The organism is Hyphomonas sp. (assembly GCF_036964145.1).
Taxonomy (GTDB): Bacteria; Pseudomonadota; Alphaproteobacteria; order Caulobacterales; family Hyphomonadaceae; genus Hyphomonas.
Genome location: NZ_JBALUC010000003.1, coordinates 188,832 through 205,383, shown reverse-complemented (window position 1 = coordinate 205,383; position 16,552 = coordinate 188,832). Strand labels below are relative to the sequence as shown.

Here is a 16,552-nt window from a genome sequence, read left to right as displayed (position 1 = left end):
ACCGGTGGTCAGCCTTCGATCCGCTTGCGCTCATCTTCCGTCAGGACGCTGGCAAGACGCTCGAGTTCCGTCTCGGCACTGCGATTGCCCATGTCCTGAGCACGGCTGAACCAGCGCCAGGCTTCCACGAAATCAGGCTGGTCCTGACCGTGCCCCCCGGCATGGGCGATCCCGAGATTGAACGCGCAACGATTGTCGCCCAGTTCGGCACCCTTGTCCCACCAGGATTGCGCGGTCTCGAATTCCCTCGGTCCCCCTGCCCCGGTCATCATCATGACCCCAAGATAGGTCATTGCGTTGACCTCGCCGAGATGTGCAGCCTGTTCAAAGAGCCGCCGGGCATCGATTTCGTTCTTTTCACCGCCCAGTGCGCGCAATTTCATGAACCCCAGATTGAACATGGCGGGCGCAAGACCGGCCTCGGCTGCTTGGGCATAATAAGCTCTTGCGGCAGTGAAATCCTGATGGACCCCCCGACCATGATGAAGCATCGCACCGAAATTGTTGGCAGCTGCAGCATGTCCGGAATCCGCAGCCCGACGCATCAGCGCCGCAGATTTCATCAAGCTCTCTCCACCCTCGCTATCCAGTAGCAAGGCGACCGCTTGTTCGAACAGAACATCCCCTTCCGCCATGACCGCACGATATGCATAAACCGCTGTCTGCATAGCGTCTTTTGGCAGTTTTTGCCGCACAAAAGTTGAAACGACTGTTTACTTGGGGTGACAGCTCGACCTTGCAGTGTGCGCTGAATCTGCATTCCTGACAGGCAAATACACACCGAAGCGAAAAACTTCAAACGATTGCACTTATTTCCCGAGGACTCCCTTCGCTCCATGACAGAATTGACTCTGGAACGCCTGTTTACGTCGCCCTCCCTGACAGGAGCCGCGCCACTGGGCATCAAATATGCGCCCGATGGCAGGCGCGTGACGTTTTTGAAGGCCAAACCGGAAGATCAGCAACGCCATGATCTCTGGCAATTCGAGGTTGAGACCGGCCTCCCTTCCTTGCTGTTGGACTCCCAGTTGCTCGAGCCGGACGACATCGCCCTGTCAGAAGAGGAAAAAGCGCTGCGCGAACGCAAGCGCACCGCCGGCAAGACCGGCATTCTCGATTATTCCTGGGGAACGGCGGACACGATTCTGGTGCCGCTCGGTGGGAACCTGCATCTGGTTACCCTGACGGCTGACGGTCCCCAGACGCGCCAACTCACCGACAGTGATGCTTTTGACTATGATGCCCGCATCTCTCCCAAAGGCGCCTATGCAAGCTTCATCAGGGATGGTGCGCTCTGGATGATTGATCTGGCGAACGGTGCGGAAAAACGCCTGTCGCCCCAAGCCGATCCCGCCAGTGCCCTCTCATATGGGGTGGCCGAATTCGTCGCCCAGGAAGAGATGAGCCGATATACGGGCTATTGGTGGAGCCCGGACGACAGATATATCGCCTATACGTGCGTGGATGAGAGTCCTGTCGATATCGTACCGCGCTTTGATATTTCTGCCGACGACGTGGCGGTCATAGAGCAACGCTATCCGCGCGCGGGCAGGCCCAACGCCATAATCGATCTCTTCGTCCTGGAGGTCGGCACCGGCATCGTGACCGAGATCCACTGGCGGCGTAATGATTGGGGTCACGCGACCGACCAATATCTGGCGCGCGTGAATTGGACCGAAGACAGTCTGTTCGTGCAACGGGTCAACCGCGCCCAGACCCAGCTGGAGATGGTCCAGTTCATGGTGTTCAATCCCGCCGACAAGGGCTTGCGTCTGTATGAGGCAACAGTCTCCAAACTGGATGAACAGCCCCACTGGATAAACCTGTCTTCGGACTTCGAAAGCATAGGTCCCCTGGGCGTCATCGTCACGGAGGAGTCGAAAGGGTATCGGAGGGTCAGCCACCTACCACCCTCGACCAGTCATCCCAAGCCCCTGATTGGTGGCGACTGGGTCGTCGATGCCATCCAGCATGTGGATGCAGATGCGCCCGCGATCCTTTTTACCGGCTTTCGCGACACTCCGTTGGAACGCCATCTCTATCGCGCCCAAATGGCCTCCCTGACGGCTCCGGAGGATGTCAGGATCGACCGCATTACGACCCTCGGCCAGACCTGGTCCATCAGCATGGCGCCGGATGGGCAATCCTTTGTTGGGACATCCTCCTCTCCGGGCCAACCGCCACAAACAGGCCTCTATTCAATAGACGGGAAGCTGATCGCATGGATTGAGGAGAACGCCCTCAATGAAGACCATCCCTATCACCCGTTCTTGGCCAACCATGTCACACCAGAGTTCGGCACCCTGGCAGCGGATGACGGGCAGGCGCTTCACTACTCGCTCTTGAAACCTCCCGGCTTCGATCCCGCGACCCGCTACCCTGCCATTATCGAAGTCTATGGCGGTCCACACGTCCAGACCGTGACGAATAGCTGGGGAAGCCTGTCGGACCAGTATCTTGCGCGTCAGGGCTATCTCGTATTCCGGCTAGATAATCGCGGCACATGGAATCGCGGCAAGCAATTCGAGGATGTGATCCATCACCGGACCGGCCTGCATGAAGTGAGCGATCAGATGAAAGGCGTGGACTGGCTTAAGGCCCAATCCTTCGTAGACGCGGAAAAGATCGCCATTCAGGGCTGGTCCTATGGCGGGTACATGACTCTCATGACTATTCTGCAGGCGCCCGCCGCCACATTTGCGGCTGCCGTGGCAGGTGCGGCCGTTGCGGACTGGAGTCTCTACGATACATTCTATACGGAACGTTACATGGGCACACCGCAGGCAAATGCAGGCGGCTATGAGGCTGCCAGCGTGTTCCCCTATCTGGAAAACCTCTCGACCCCACTCCTCCTCCTCCACGGCATGGCCGATGATAATGTCACTTTCGACAATGCGACACGGCTGATGGCGAAACTGCAGGAGATGGGCAAGCCGTTCGAGCTGATGACTTATCCCGGCCAGCGCCATGGCATTCGCGGAGAAGCGTTGCAACGCCACCTGATGCTGACGCGTATGTCTTTTCTGAACCGGATTTTGAAAAGACAGACGCCATGATCAAACCCTGGAAAATTCTCGAGAGCCGCCAGACCTTCAAGGACAAGCTCCTCTCGCTCAGAACCGACCGATGCCAGCGAGAGGATGGCCATGTGGTCCCGGCCTATCATGTGCTGGAATTCACCGATTGGGCCACGATCATCCCTATCACGGATGAGGGGAACATCGTTCTGATTCGGGAGTACCGGCATGCCGGCGAAATCGTGTTGCTGGGTATCCCCGGCGGCGTGCTTGACCCCGGCGAAACCGATGCGGAGATGGCGGCCCGCCGCGAATTGCGGGAAGAGACCGGCTATTCGGCCGAGGAAATGATCCCGGTGGGCAGCTGCTATCCCAACCCGGCGATCCAGGACAACCAGATCCACTATTTTCTCGCGACAGGTTGCCAGAAGACCCATGTCCAGTCGCTCGACCCGAATGAAGAAATCGAAGTGGTGGAAATGCGCTACGAAGAGTTCCTCGCTTATGAGTCTCTCGACGCGCAACATGGGCTTCACGCGGCGGCATTGTTTTACACGGAGCGGTATTTCGGGAAACATCCTGAGAAACGACCGTGAGGAGCCGCCCATGCCAGCCTTCCAGCCTACAGCCGACCAGTTCAGAGCATTTCGCGACGATCCTTATGATGGGCCCATCGCGCAGGTGAATTTGCTGAAATTCCGCGTAAAGGCAGAGTATCAGCCGGATGATCCCGAACATGGCGAGAAGATCAGCGGGACAGATGCCTACATTCGCTATTCGGAAGCCTTCACCAAGGCGGCCGCCGAAGTCGGCGGAACCACGACCTTGCTCGCGACCACAGAGCGCTACTTCATTGGCCAGGGCGATTGGGACGGCGTACTCGTCAATCACTTTCCCAGCCGCCAGGCGTTCATCGCCACGCTGAACCATCCGGACTACAAATCCATGTCCCGCCACCGCGAGGCTGGCCTGCTATGTCAGGAATTGATCGTGACCCGGCCCCTCTGGTTGAACGGCGAAAAAGTCTGAGCTGCTACATATCCCGGACCGGGACAGGTTTGCGGTTTCCTTGAAGACCGGTTCGACGCAAAGTCTGCGCGAATCCCATTATGAGGAATCCCAGAGTGACGAAGAAACCGTCTGCCGTTTCAGAACTGCTGCACCATCGCGCCAGGAGCCTGTCCAAAGGCGACCCGATCTCGCTTCCCATCATGGCGAGCACGACCTTCCTGCTGCCGGGTGATCCCGATGGCAGCCATTTCTATGGCCGGAATGGCAACCCCACCGTGGAGACTGTCGAAGCCGAAATCGGGCTGCTGGAAAACGCCGAGACCGTTCTTTTCCCCTCCGGCATGGCAGCAATCGCGGCTGTCTTCCACACCGTCCTGCGTCCGGGCGACAAGGTGCTCGTCCATGCTGACGGGTACTACAATGTGCGGGCTCTGCTGAACGAACATTTCGTGCCCCGGGGAGTCGCAGTCGAAACATGCCCTACCGCCGACATGGCTGAGGCTGACATGTCGGGTTGCCGGCTCGTGATGATCGAGACGCCGTCCAATCCAGGTCTGGATGTGTGTGACATTGCCGCCGTAGCCGACCGGGCCAAATCTGCGGGCGCCTTGCTGGTCGCCGACAACACGACGGCTACCCCGCTCTGCCAGCAGCCCCTGGACCTGGGAGCCGATATTGTCCTTATGGCCGACACCAAGGCAATGGCGGGCCATTCGGACGTCCTATGCGGACATGTCGCAAGTCGGGACACTTCGCTGATGAACCAGGTGCGCGGCTACCGTCGGCTGGGGGGAGCGATTGTTAGTCCATTCGACGCCTACCTGCTCCATCGCGGGCTTGAAACGCTGGAATTGCGCGTTTCGCGGGCAAACCAGAATGCGCTGACTCTGGCAAATCTCCTGTCATCCCACCACTCCGTTCAATCGGTTCGGTACCCTGGCCTCCCGCGCGACGCGAGCCATGCCGTGGCCGCTCGCCAGATGCGGGATTTCGGCCCTATCGTAAGCTTTACACTAAAAGACCAGGAAACCGCGGAAAAGTTCATAAGTAACAATGCCCTAATTGTCCCGGCGACCAGCTTTGGTGGGGTGCATACGTCTGCGGAATGCCGAGTAAGGTGGGGCGATCAGGTCACAGATGGATTCATTCGATTGGCATGTGGAATCGAGCCCAGTGAAGACCTTGTAATGTCTGCGGAAAATGCACTACGGGAGATAGGTCCGGTTTGACCTTGCGAAAGTGACTTTCGCGGACAAGTGGTATAGCGTTTGCTCTCAACGAGCAGGGGTCTCGTTTCATGAAGCGATTGAGCATCGTTCTTTTCTTTGCCCTGCTGGGCCTTGGCGCTTGGGGATGGTTCCGTCTGAACCAGCCCGAGCCGCCTATGATATTGACCGAACCCCTGCGGATCGATCAGGGCGAGATCCAGGGGGGCATCGATCCGGACAATCCTGATATCCAGGTTTTCAACGGCATTCCCTATGCCAGTGCGCGTCGCTGGGCCGCGCCGACCGCGCCGCCACAGTGGGGCGCGATCACGCGCGATGCGCGAGAGTTCGGCGCGCAATGCCTGCAACCGCGCGGGCACATGGACCAGGTGGTTGATCGCATCATCGACGGCAATGGTCTGCCATGGTGGAAACGGTTCGCCGCCAAACAATATCTCGCCGCCCAGCCCGCCCCGCTGGAAGCTGAGGACTGCCTGTTCCTGAACGTCCGCACAGCCAATCGCGGCAAGCCGCGCCTCAAGCCCGTAATGGTCTGGATCCATGGCGGCTCGCACCAGACCGGCGCGGGCTCGCAGGCCTTCTACCAGGCGAATGGGCTTGTCGAGAACGGCGTCGTGCTGGTTACGATCAATTACCGGCTTGGACCGTTCGGCTACCTCGCGCATCCCGCCCTGACCGAAGAAGCCGGGACATCCGGCAATTACGGCCTGCAGGACCAGGTCGCTGCACTGCGTTGGGTACAGATGAATATCGCCCGCTTTGGCGGTGATCCGAATAATGTCACGATCTTCGGCGAAAGCGCCGGCGCGCAATCCGTCAGTGAGCTGATGGCGACACCCCAGGCAGACGACCTTTACGACAAAGCCATCTTGCAGAGCGGCGTTAGCAGCTACAACGCGCTACACCTCTCGCACTCCGCCCTTCCGAACGTCCAGAGTTCCGAGGAAGTCGGCGTTGAATTTCTGTCGACACTTGCTGGTGGGACCGCCACGGCCGACCGGCTGCGCGCTATCCCTTCCGGCGCCATCATCGACCGGGTTCTCGTTCGTCAGGATCTGGTAAAATACTTCCTGCCGACCGTGGACGGCGATGTACTGCCCTTGCCCATCGGCGAGGCCATCCGCGATGGCGGCGCCAATCGCGTGCCGGTCCTCGCCGGATACAATGCAGACGAGGGCACGCTTTTTTATCCTGACAGAAAGTCACCTACAGCCCTGTTACCGAACATTTCCGGCTCACTCGACCAACGCGAAGCCATGCTGGAAGGCGTATTTGGCGTAAATTCCTCAAAAGCCCTGCAGGCACTCTATGGGATGACCTCACTCGAAACCTGGGACCGCGGCGCAGAGAAAATGCTGGGGGACGACTGGTTTGGCGTGCATACGCGCTTTCTTGCCAAGGCCAATGTTGCCGCCGGCGAACCGACCTGGCTCTACCAGTTCAGCCGCACGCCCCCCGGCAAGTCCCAAACGCTCGGCGCGCACCACGGGGCCGAAATCCCGTTCGTCTTTGCTAGCCATAATGGCTTCCTGCCGACCACGAGTGATGACGATACCCTGACTGAGCGCATGGTGTCTTACTGGACCAATTTCGCCAAAACGGGTGATCCGAATGGCAAAGGCTTGCCAGATTGGCCGGCCTACGACCCGGAGGCCGATATCTGGCTCGAGCTTGACCATGAGATCAAACGCATCAGCGGGCTACGGGCTCGAAAGCTCGACATCCTTGAAGACAATCTCAATCTGCGAATCGACGCGATCAAGCACTCGAAGACGCCGTTTGAACTGATCGAAAACACCGCCCTTCTGTCGACGGCTGCAGGCTTAGGCGGTGAGGAGCGTTTCGCAAATAGCGAGTAGGCCCGCCTGATCGACGGCGTCAAACGCGTCCACCTCGGTTGAATCAACATCCAGCACAGCGGCCAGATTCCCGTCACCGTCGAACACCGGGACGACCACTTCCGAATTGCTGGCCGAGTCACAGGCAATATGGCCGGGAAATTCATGCACGTCAGGGACGATAATTGGCTCACGCGTCGCCGCGACATGCCCACAGACACCCTTGCCGAACGGTATGCGCAGGCAACCGAGCGTGCCCTGGTACGGCCCGACCACCAATTCCTGATCCTTCAGCGGATCGACAACATAGAATCCCGTCCAGAAAAACCGTGGCGCAAAGGCCTGTGACAGGATGCAGGAGGCCGTCGCATAACGCGCTGTGACGGACGTCTCTCCTGCAACCACGCTTTCTATCTCCGCTTTGAGTTCCTTGTAGCGTGCCGCCTTGTCCATATTCTGCCTCATCTGCGCCTTGAGCGGGCTATATCGGCTGGATGCAGGCACTTCGCAATAGGCCGTTGAAGCTGGTTGCAACCTCTGAAATAGTCACAGGTGTCAAGGCGGTGGACGGGGCCGCTGCCATGAAGGAGACACTCATTGAGCCTGACGGGACGCCTGAGCGCCGCCTTGCTGATCGCAGCCTGTCTCACAATGTCGGCAGGGGCACAGTCCGATGGCGAATATGGCGAAATCTCGATTGATCCGCCGATCGCTATCCCCGACACGAATGACTGGGACCGCGAGGCCTCCATCGAAACGGATCTGGGTGCCCTCGAGCAGGCCCACCGGGACTATTTGAGGAAATCAAACCTCCAACTTGAGCGGCCGGAAGCCGATCCCATCGAATTCGACCCGCCATCACCACCCCCGAACTGGTTGCGGAGCCTGCTGGAACTCCTGGCGCATTTGGGCCCGCTGCTCAAACTCATTTTCTACGCTGCGATAGTCGCTGTTATCGTGGGCTTTCTGTATTTCCTGTTCGGTGAAGCTCTTCGTATCCGGTTTGGCGACAAAGATAGCAAATCTGACAAGACGGGTGACGACCTCATCCCGGATTTTCGACCCGAGGCATCCGTCGCCCGCACGCTGCTGGAAGAAGCCGACGCGCTCGCCCGCGCCGGCAAGTTCGCCGAGGCAGTTCATCTGCTGCTGTTCCGGTCCATTGAGGACATTCAGACCCGTATCGAGACCGGCGTCCCGCACTCCCTTACCGCGCGAGAAATCGGTAGGCTGGGCTTCCTGCCTGAACGCGCGCGAACCGCTCTCGGCCCGATCATCGCCATTGTCGAACGCAGCTTCTTTGGCGGACGGGATGTGGACCAGACCGGGTGGCAGACTGCCCGGGCGTCTTATGAGGATTTCGCCTTCGGTGGGGAATGGTCATGAGCGAACGGTCGCACACCGACTCTCCCTTCAGCGGAAAGATAGTCGGCATCCTACTGGCGGTCGCCCTGTTCTCGTTTGGCGCAATCATGGTACTTGCAGGCTGGGCGCCGGAATTGCGGGACCGGAATGTGGCCGGCGCGCATCCCTTCTCGACTTCGGCTCTGGGCTACAATGGTTTCGTCCAGTTCCTTGAAGACCAGGGCTATCCCGTTGAGATCTCGCGGCTGGAACGCACGCTTGAAGAGGCCGATTGGGGCGTGCTTGTCGTCACGCTGCCCCCTTGGGGGGCTGCCAAGGCGCTGGAAGACTTTGAATCCGGTCGCACAACCCTGCTCGTCCTGCCCAAATGGACCGGCATGCCCGACCCGCTCAACAAGACACGCCAGAAGGACACGCGCTTCACGAATGCGCGCTCCCTCAATGACCTGCTCGAAGTGTTGGCGCTCAACGCGGAGATCGGCCGCATTGATGTGCCGGAAGCCATGGATACGCCGTTCGGGTCGATGGCCCTCCGGCCAGACGTCAAGATGCAGGTTTTGCGCGGGAGCGGCCTGGAGCCGATTGTCAGTGTCGGAGACGACGCCTTGCTGGCCTGGGCACCCGACGCCGGCATGTACATCCTCTCAGACCCCGACATGATCAATACGTTCGGCCTGTCCCGCATAGAGAATGCTCGATTTGCAGTCCTGATGATGGATTACCTGAGACACAATGAAGATGAACCCATCATCTTTGATGCCACGCTGCACGGCTTTGTCCGCTCGGAAAACCTCTTGCAGATGGTATTCGACATCCCCTTCCTCGGCGCTACGCTGACGGCGCTTGCCGCCGCCTTCTTGCTGGGCTGGGCAGCCTTGATCCGGTTTGGCCCGTCCCTGAAGGAAGGCCGAGCCATTGCATTCGGAAAACAGGCCCTTGCCGACAATTCTGCAGGTCTCATCACCATGGCGCGCCGCGAGACCCGCATGGCGCCCGGTTACCTCCATATGATCCGCCGCCGCGTTTCCCGCGAGATTGGCGCCCCAAAGACATTGAGCGAAGCACAACTGGTCGCGCTATTCGACAGGCTGGGACCAGACGAAGAGTCCGGCAAGCGCTTCACGGATATGGCATCTGGTCTGCGCGGTCCTGCGGCAAACCGCGAAGACCTCATGAACAAGGCGCGCGAACTGTTTCGCTGGCGCAAGGGAATTATCGGGAGATCCATGAATGAACGTAAATGACATCAAGGCGCTGGCGGACCGGATTCGCAATGAAGTGCGCAAGGCGGTCGTCGGACAGGACACAACGGTGGATATCCTGCTGACTGCAATCTTCTCCTCTGGCCATGTCCTCTTGGAAGGCCCACCCGGAACAGCGAAGACCCTGTTGGCGCAATGTTTTGCACGCTCCATCTCACTGGACTTCGGCCGCATCCAGTTCACACCGGACCTGATGCCGGGAGATGTTCTGGGCACGAATTTGTTCAACTTCCAGACTAATCAGTTCGCATTGACCAAAGGCCCCATCTTTACAGACCTGCTGCTCGCGGATGAGATCAACCGGACCCCGCCCAAGACCCAGGCCGCCCTGCTCGAAGCCATGCAGGAGCGAAAGGTCACCATCGATGGCGAGACTTACAGGTTGAATGACCGGTTCACCGTGATCGCCACCCAAAACCCGATCGAACAGCAAGGGACGTATCCCCTGCCAGAGGCCCAGCTCGATCGCTTCCTCTTCAAGCATACGCTTGACTATCCGAGCCGGGAGGAAGAACTCGCAATCGTCTCCCAGCACGGCACACGCACCGGTATGAAGACCGCGGAGGCGTTCGGGATCGAAGCGGTGGTCTCGGCCGAGGAACTCAGCGAGGCGGTCGATTCCGTCGCTGAGGCCCGGCTTCAGGATGATATCATCGCCTACATCGTCGATATCATTCGCGCGACCCGCACGTCCCCTGCGCTGGAAACCGGCGCCTCGCCGCGCGCGGCCGCCGCACTGGCCACCGCCGCCCGTGCCCGTGCCGCCCTCGACGGACGCGACTTTGTCATTCCGGACGATGTGAAGCTGTTGGCCCTGCCGGCACTCCGTCACCGTGTCCTGCTATCGCCTGCGGCCGAGATCGAGGGCAAGACCACGGACGAGACCCTCGCCGCTATTATTGAGCAGACGGCTGCGCCCCGGTGATATCCCCTACCCCCCGCGCCATCTTCCTGATGCTGCTCGGCGTGCCCCTCATGGTGGCGATAGCCTTGCTGCGCCCGGAGCTGTGGATCATATCCGCTGGCTGGATCGGGGGAATCGCCGGGCTGATCCTCGTGGACGCTGTGCTCGCTGCCTCCCTGCGTGCGTATCACGTGGCTGTCGACGCGCCGGCCCTGCTTTATGTGGGTGGGTCTGACCCAGCCGACCTGACATTGCGTTTTGACAACGGCCCGCTGCCCCGGCGCATCGAAATCCTGCTCGAAGTGAACTCATTCCTCGAAGCTATTCCCGCCATCGGCTTGAGAGGCTGGCAGGACCGGACACGTCCTTACTCCCTAAGTCTGACTCCAAAGCGCCGCGGGCTTGGCCGGCTGGTCAAATTATGGAGCCGGTGGCGTGGCCCACTCGGCCTCATCCAGAAGAGGCATGTCCACTCCCTGGATCGCGATATTCCGATCACGCCCAATATCCGCTGGGTGAAGGACGAAGCCATTCGTCTCTACTCCCGCGATGCGGACTTCGGGATAAAGACACAGATCGACCGTGGCGATGGCAGCGAATTTGATGCCCTGCGCGAATTCACTACCGGAATGGACCGCCGCGCCATCGATTGGAAACATTCCGCGCGCCATCGCAATCTTCTCGCCAAGGAATTCCGGACTGAGCGCAACCACAATATTGTCTTTGCCTTCGATACCGGCCGGCTGATGAGCGAGCCACTGGGCGGCGTGCCCAAGATCGACCGCGCGATCAATGCCGGCCTCCTCCTGTCCTTCGTCTCTCTGCGGAGCGGCGACCGGGCCATGATCTATGGCTTTGATGCCAAGCCCGGCCTGATGAGCGGCTTCATGGCTGGCCAGCGCAGCTTCACCAAAGCGCAGGATCTGGCTGCCCAGCTCGATTATTCGTCCGAAGAAGCCAATTTCACGCTGGCGCTCTCCTCGCTCGCCAGCAAACTCGAACGCCGCAGCCTGATCATTATTTTCTCCGACTTTGTAGATACCATCTCGGCCGAATTGATGCTGGAGAACGTCAAACGCCTGACCGACCGACATCTCGTCATCTTCGCGACCTTCGAGGACCAGTCTCTCGCCGAGATGGTGGACGCGCCACCGGAAACCACGGAGGATGTGACTCGCGCAGTGATCGCGGACACCCTGATGGCGGAACGCGACACCGTGCTCCTGCGACTCCAGCGCATGGGGGTTCAGGTGGTAGAGACGCGGCCAGAACAGTTCGGCGCGGAACTGATCTCCCGCTATCTCCAGATCAAGCAGAGGGACATGCTGTGAGCGACCTTCTCAAATCCTATCGGTTCCGCGAGGAACGCGAGAGCGACTGGCGCAAGCTGGACCTGATCCTGACGCGAGCGGAGAATTCCGGCGTGAAGGCTCTAAGCGATGAAGACATGACGGCGTTGCCTCGGCTGTACCGTCAGGCAGTGTCGTCCCTCTCTGTGGCGCGCTCCATCTCGCTCGACCAGAACGTCATCGCCTATCTCGAAAGCCTGTGCACGCGCGCATATTTCTTCGTCTATGGCGCCCGCACATCGATTGGCGAGCGCATGATGGATTTTCTGCGCCGCGACTGGCCGGCCTGTGTCTCGTCAGCAACTGGCCCGACCCTGCTGGCAGCTCTGTTCCTTTTTGGCGGCTGGGCGCTCGCTTTCTTTCTCTGCCTGCAGGACATGGAATGGTTCTGGACCTTTCATGGCCAGAATTTCTGGGATGGGCGCAATCCGGATGCCAGCGTCGATTATCTGCGCTCCACGATCTATACAGACGAAGGCGGCATTGGCGACGGCCAGCTGACTTCGTTTGCCAGCTATCTTTTCAACAACAATGCCCAGATATCCCTGTTTGCCTTCGCGCTGGGATTCGCATTCGGCATCCCGACTGCCTGGTTGCTGCTCTATAATGGCGTCATGATGGGCTCGCTCCATGCCGTCTTCTGGAACAAGGGTCTTGGCTACGAATTCACTGGCTGGCTGATGATCCACGGGACGACGGAGCTGTTCGCCATTGTGCTGGCAGGCGCGGCCGGATTCATCATCGGGGGCGCAGTGGCGTTTCCCGGCCAGATGACAAGACTGAACTCGGCGCGTCATGCCGGGCAGAAAGCGGCCAGCATCGCCATGGGATGCGTCATCATGCTCATTATTGCCGCCCTGCTCGAAGGCTTCGGCCGCCAGCTGATCAACAGCGACGCCATTCGTTACACCGTGGCCCTCAGCATTCTCGGTCTCTGGTGCGCCTATTTCTACCTGCCCAGACGGGCAGGCCCGGTATGAGCTCGACCGTCCCCCCAGCGCCAAGCGCGGTGAATGCTGCGACTGTCGAGGCCGCACGCCGCCGCCGCGCGCGCATGCAGGAAGAGGAACGCCGCTCGAAACTGGCCCGCCAACTGGTGACGCCCGAAGGCGCCGCAATCCGGTTGAAACTCGCAACCGCCGCAGAACGCGCGGGCGCCTTCCTGATCGATGTCGCCATTCAATGGGCCATTGTTATCGCCACAGGCCTGGGCCTCAGATTTGTCATGGGGGCGATGGACCCTGGCAGTGCCAACATCGCGTGGGCGCTGTGGCTCGTTTTCTTTTTCTTCGTCCGGAATTTCTATTACATATTCTTCGAACTGGGTACCAAGGCCGCCACACCCGGCAAGCGCGCGCTGGGCATTCGGGTCACTTCGCGCAATGGCGGACGCCTTACCGCAAATTCCGTTCTCGCCCGCAATTTCATCCGGGAGATCGAAGTCGGCCTGCCCTTTCAGTTCCTGATGATGGGGGGTGATCAGGTAACCGGCTGGATGGCGCTGCTCGGCCTCGTCTGGTCAGGCATCTTCCTGCTCTTCCCCATCTTCAACCGGGACAAGATGCGCGTCGGCGACCTGATTGCCGGCACATGGGTGATCAAGAACCCGAAGACCAAGCTTATGGGCGATATCTCGTCCTCGACCGCGTCGGTGGCTCATGGGCGCTATGCCTTCACCCCCAAGCAGGCCGAGGCCTATGGGATTCACGAATTGCACGTGCTCGAAGATGTGCTTCGCCAATCCACTCAGGAGGTCAAAGCCCAGGTCGCTCTTCGCATCCGGCAAAAGATTGGCTGGCACATGCAACCCGGTGAAATAGATACGGCATTCCTTGAAGCTTATTATGCGACGCTGAGACGACGACTTGAGCAACGCATGATGCTCGGCGACCGGAAAACCGACAAGTTCGACGTCCGCTAGAGTCGCCCCTTGACCCAGTCACGCGTCAGGAAACCGTCGATCAGGTCGCAAACCAGACCGAGTTCAACCAGGGCTGACGCATAGCGACGGGGATCCACCAGAGGCTTGAAAATCGAGCCGGCTTCGAACTGGTTCTCTGCTTCGAGCGCCAGCGTCATGTGGCCGTCTTCAAAGATGCCGCGCAGCTTGCCACCGGAGAAGTGCCGCTCCAGCGCGATCAGACGCTCCATCCGGTCTGGAGACAACAAGGCCCGGGCCTCGACCTGATCTGTCGAGTATACGGTAAACGCCTCCTCAAGTTCACGGGAGATCAGGTCCACTTTCTTGAGGTCAGAAGAATGCTTGCCCCGTTTCCACCAGCGCGAGCGCGCCATCACGGTGCGCCCGAAGAAACGCTCGGGATACTCGACATGCACCAGTATGCCCTGAAACACAGTCGTGCTGTTCTTGCCCCCCGTGTCCAGCTTCGCCTCGACCAGCGCAAATTGTGTTCCGGCGCGCTCCCCGGTAATCAGGTCCTCGAATTTCCGGCGAGAATGCCCCGGAAGCAGTTTGGCAGTTTTCAGAATGTCATAGGCTGGCGTTGGTGCAGGCGCGCCTTCCATGGACCCGACGCTGATTACTCCGAACGGCGTCTTGTGCGTGGAGTTGGGCTTGCCTGCATAGGAAGTACTGATTTCTCCGGCGCGAGCGGCCAGTGACTTCAGGTCCTCAACACCGGAGAAGTCCGGGTGCAGCGTGTCATAAGTGAACCCGAAGGGCTCACACGCCGCGGTGAGGACCAGCTGTTTGGTCTGGGATTTCATCGTGAAAACCTTGACCCAGGCCGTTGCCGACACAATCGCCGCGCAGACAAGGACGATGAAGATAATGGTCGGAAACATGAAATCGACCCGCACCAGGGTCGAGATGGCCAGCAGTGTCGTGATGAAGATCGGGAGACTCGCGCCGATGATGGTTCGGGTAATGGCCTGTCGAATAGCAGCTTTGCGCTCGATCTCGCGCCGGGCCAGTTCCGGCCTCAGCACATCCGACCAGACGCGGGGCGCCTGCGCAAATTCTACCCGGCGCGTGGCGAGAGTGTCGAGGGAGGGTGCCCCCGCCAATGTGTCTGTCAGTTTTTGCGGATTAAAGTCCGGCATGTCGTGTCCCCCTCAGGCATAAGCCTACGGACCCGACAGATTCGTATCAAGCGGCAGCGAGATTGAGTTCCCGAACCGCAGTCACGCAATTGCGTCCCTTGGCCTTGGACTCGTAAAGCGCCGTGTCTGCCAATTCGAGCATGCCGTCGAAGTCTGAATTCGGCGGCAACATGGCAAGACCAAAGCTGGCTGTAACGCTCACCGGCTTGCCATCCACGATGACCACATGGTTCTCGATAGACGAGCGCAGACGATCACAGACGCTCTGCGCTTTTTCGAGGTCGACATTGCTGAGCAGGATGACGAATTCCTCGCCGCCCCAGCGACCGAGACGATCAAACGGCCCCCGAAGTTCGGAATAAGCCACGGCTGCGATTTCACGTAACACGCGGTCACCGGCGGCATGACCATGCTGATCGTTCACCGCCTTGAAGTAATCAATATCGAACAGGGCTACAGCGGACGTCATTTCAGTCCGGCTCATGCGGGCAAGTTCCTCGCAGGCGAACTGCTTGAAGAATTTGCGATTGAGCAGGCCGGTCAGCGCATCGGTAGAGGCCATGTCCTCCAGCGTGCGCTGGTAAATGCGCATCTTGTATTCATGCTGGGCGGCAATGGCAGCTGTCGGAATGGCCACACAGGCTGCAATGAACAGGTTTGCAACAATGAAATTGTGCGGGTTCGTAGGAAAGCCCATGGAGTAGACAATGACAGAAAAGGTAAAGCACAGGCAAAGCGCCGTGATCGCCACAAAGGCGAAGAAGGTCATGGATTCGACCACATCTTCGAATTTACCCTGCACGTGCATCTCCCGGTTTCTGCGTATGTTGTTCCACAGGAAGTATATTTTACCGTCAATCGATTGAGGTACATTGACGTCTGGGCGTTCATCTTTTGGAAACGAGCACACCGCGCGGAGGACCTGACGCCTTGGTGATGGCGCACCAGTCATGCTACCGACGCCCGAAGGACAGTCAGCCTCTTCGAGAGTGTATTTCCGGCGCAGCGCGCTCAATCTGTCGCTTCTGAAGTTACAAATATTTCGCAACGGCGTGGTTGACGCTGTCAGTCACTGCTCTTAACTCCCCACCATCGTTAGCAGTCAGGATGGGTGAGTGCTAAAGCGCCCTGTCATTCGACCCGCTAGCGAGCATTTTTTTCAATTGAACTCGTCAATGAGACAAGAGGGCTATATCCAATGAAACTTCGTCCCCTGCACGACCGTGTCGTCGTGCGCCGCGTCAAGGAAGAAGAGAAAACCAAGGGCGGGATCATTATTCCCGACACCGCAAAGGAAAAGCCGCAGGAAGGCGAAATCGTCGCTGTCGGCGCCGGTGCCATTGGTGACGACAATGAGCGCGTCGCGCTCGACGTCAAAGTCGGCGATCGCGTGCTCTTCGGCAAATGGTCCGGCACGGAAGTGACCGTCGACGGCGAAGAACTGCTTATCATGAAAGAGAGCGACATCATGGGTGTCCTGGAGGGCTAAGCCCCCACCCTTTCGCTTTCCATCA

General features: G+C 59.2%; 16 protein-coding genes. 12 read left to right on the top strand and 4 right to left on the bottom strand.

Annotated elements, in window-relative coordinates:
• Nucleotides 1-8 precede the first annotated feature (8 nt).
• Nucleotides 9-668 carry a tetratricopeptide repeat protein gene (locus tag V7660_RS10850; protein WP_335603063.1) on the bottom strand — a complete coding sequence of 220 codons (660 nt, stop codon included), beginning with the start codon at nt 666-668 and terminating at the stop codon, nt 9-11.
• Between the two features lie 168 nt (nt 669-836).
• Here V7660_RS10850 and V7660_RS10845 point away from each other — a divergent pair, with 168 nt between their 5' ends.
• The 5 genes from V7660_RS10845 (at nt 837) to V7660_RS10825 (ending at nt 7,116) form a co-directional block, all read left to right on the top strand.
• Complete coding sequence (locus tag V7660_RS10845) at nt 837-3,056, top strand: S9 family peptidase (protein ID WP_335603062.1); 2,220 nt, start codon at nt 837-839, stop codon at nt 3,054-3,056.
• Complete coding sequence (locus V7660_RS10840; protein ID WP_335603061.1) at nt 3,053-3,613, top strand: NUDIX hydrolase; 561 nt, start codon at nt 3,053-3,055, stop codon at nt 3,611-3,613. Before V7660_RS10845 ends, V7660_RS10840 begins: the two co-directional genes overlap by 4 nt.
• Nucleotides 3,614-3,623: 10 nt before the next feature.
• Nucleotides 3,624-4,046 carry a DUF1330 domain-containing protein gene (locus V7660_RS10835; RefSeq protein WP_335603060.1) on the top strand — a complete coding sequence of 141 codons (423 nt, stop codon included), beginning with the start codon at nt 3,624-3,626 and terminating at the stop codon, nt 4,044-4,046.
• A gap of 95 nt (nt 4,047-4,141) precedes the next feature.
• Nucleotides 4,142-5,257 carry a cystathionine gamma-lyase gene (locus V7660_RS10830; RefSeq protein ID WP_335603059.1) on the top strand — a complete coding sequence of 372 codons (1,116 nt, stop codon included), beginning with the start codon at nt 4,142-4,144 and terminating at the stop codon, nt 5,255-5,257.
• A gap of 68 nt (nt 5,258-5,325) precedes the next feature.
• Complete coding sequence (locus tag V7660_RS10825) at nt 5,326-7,116, top strand: carboxylesterase/lipase family protein (protein ID WP_335603058.1); 1,791 nt, start codon at nt 5,326-5,328, stop codon at nt 7,114-7,116.
• On the opposite strand, the gene V7660_RS10820 is transcribed toward V7660_RS10825, so the two are convergent.
• Nucleotides 7,081-7,548 (bottom strand): GAF domain-containing protein, encoded by a 468-nt coding sequence (locus V7660_RS10820; protein ID WP_335603057.1) that lies wholly within the window; start codon nt 7,546-7,548, stop codon nt 7,081-7,083. The genes V7660_RS10825 and V7660_RS10820 overlap by 36 nt on opposite strands.
• A 144-nt stretch (nt 7,549-7,692) precedes the next feature.
• On the opposite strand from V7660_RS10820, the gene V7660_RS10815 reads away from it, so the two are divergent.
• From V7660_RS10815 to V7660_RS10790, 6 genes are read left to right on the top strand one after another with little or no spacing between them, the layout of a single operon-like run.
• Entirely contained in the window at nt 7,693-8,481 is a 789-nt protein-coding gene (locus V7660_RS10815) for a hypothetical protein (RefSeq protein ID WP_335603056.1), read from the top strand.
• On the top strand, nt 8,478-9,704 hold the full coding sequence (locus V7660_RS10810; RefSeq protein ID WP_335603055.1) for a DUF4350 domain-containing protein: 1,227 nt from the start codon (nt 8,478-8,480) through the stop codon (nt 9,702-9,704). Before V7660_RS10815 ends, V7660_RS10810 begins: the two co-directional genes overlap by 4 nt.
• Nucleotides 9,691-10,647 carry an AAA family ATPase gene (locus V7660_RS10805; protein ID WP_335603054.1) on the top strand — a complete coding sequence of 319 codons (957 nt, stop codon included), beginning with the start codon at nt 9,691-9,693 and terminating at the stop codon, nt 10,645-10,647. The genes V7660_RS10810 and V7660_RS10805 overlap by 14 nt, the downstream gene beginning before the upstream one ends.
• The gene (locus tag V7660_RS10800) at nt 10,644-11,957 is read left to right on the top strand and encodes a DUF58 domain-containing protein (RefSeq protein WP_335603053.1); all 1,314 of its coding nucleotides are present in this window, start codon (nt 10,644-10,646) and stop codon (nt 11,955-11,957) included. The genes V7660_RS10805 and V7660_RS10800 overlap by 4 nt, the downstream gene beginning before the upstream one ends.
• Nucleotides 11,954-12,955, top strand: a complete 1,002-nt coding sequence (locus V7660_RS10795) for a stage II sporulation protein M (protein WP_335603052.1) — start codon at nt 11,954-11,956, stop codon at nt 12,953-12,955. The genes V7660_RS10800 and V7660_RS10795 overlap by 4 nt, the downstream gene beginning before the upstream one ends.
• A complete protein-coding gene (locus V7660_RS10790) occupies nt 12,952-13,896 on the top strand; it encodes an RDD family protein (protein ID WP_335603051.1) in 945 nt (314 codons plus the stop codon). Before V7660_RS10795 ends, V7660_RS10790 begins: the two co-directional genes overlap by 4 nt.
• Here V7660_RS10790 and V7660_RS10785 read toward each other — a convergent pair.
• Nucleotides 13,893-15,038 (bottom strand): DUF3137 domain-containing protein, encoded by a 1,146-nt coding sequence (locus tag V7660_RS10785; protein WP_335603050.1) that lies wholly within the window; start codon nt 15,036-15,038, stop codon nt 13,893-13,895. The two genes, V7660_RS10790 and V7660_RS10785, sit on opposite strands and share 4 nt — an antisense overlap.
• 46 nt (nt 15,039-15,084) lie before the next feature.
• Complete coding sequence (locus V7660_RS10780; RefSeq protein WP_335603049.1) at nt 15,085-15,840, bottom strand: GGDEF domain-containing protein; 756 nt, start codon at nt 15,838-15,840, stop codon at nt 15,085-15,087.
• Between the two features lie 396 nt (nt 15,841-16,236).
• Here V7660_RS10780 and groES point away from each other — a divergent pair, with 396 nt between their 5' ends.
• Entirely contained in the window at nt 16,237-16,527 is a 291-nt protein-coding gene (gene groES / locus V7660_RS10775; RefSeq protein WP_335603048.1) for a co-chaperone GroES, read from the top strand.
• The last annotated feature ends 25 nt before the right edge of the window (nt 16,528-16,552 follow it).

Bases quoted from the DNA above. Each gene is read 5' to 3' on its own strand.
- V7660_RS10850 (WP_335603063.1), bottom strand. From the start codon at position 668: ATGCAGACAGCGGTTTATGCATATCGTGCGGTCATGGCGGAAGGGGAT.
- V7660_RS10845 (WP_335603062.1), top strand. From the start codon at position 837: ATGACAGAATTGACTCTGGAACGCCTGTTTACGTCGCCCTCCCTGACA.
- V7660_RS10840 (WP_335603061.1), top strand. From the start codon at position 3,053: ATGATCAAACCCTGGAAAATTCTCGAGAGCCGCCAGACCTTCAAGGAC.
- V7660_RS10835 (WP_335603060.1), top strand. From the start codon at position 3,624: ATGCCAGCCTTCCAGCCTACAGCCGACCAGTTCAGAGCATTTCGCGAC.
- V7660_RS10825 (WP_335603058.1), top strand. From the start codon at position 5,326: ATGAAGCGATTGAGCATCGTTCTTTTCTTTGCCCTGCTGGGCCTTGGC.
- V7660_RS10820 (WP_335603057.1), bottom strand. From the start codon at position 7,548: ATGGACAAGGCGGCACGCTACAAGGAACTCAAAGCGGAGATAGAAAGC.
- V7660_RS10810 (WP_335603055.1), top strand. From the start codon at position 8,478: ATGAGCGAACGGTCGCACACCGACTCTCCCTTCAGCGGAAAGATAGTC.
- V7660_RS10805 (WP_335603054.1), top strand. From the start codon at position 9,691: ATGAACGTAAATGACATCAAGGCGCTGGCGGACCGGATTCGCAATGAA.
- V7660_RS10790 (WP_335603051.1), top strand. From the start codon at position 12,952: ATGAGCTCGACCGTCCCCCCAGCGCCAAGCGCGGTGAATGCTGCGACT.
- V7660_RS10785 (WP_335603050.1), bottom strand. From the start codon at position 15,038: ATGCCGGACTTTAATCCGCAAAAACTGACAGACACATTGGCGGGGGCA.
- groES (WP_335603048.1), top strand. From the start codon at position 16,237: ATGAAACTTCGTCCCCTGCACGACCGTGTCGTCGTGCGCCGCGTCAAG.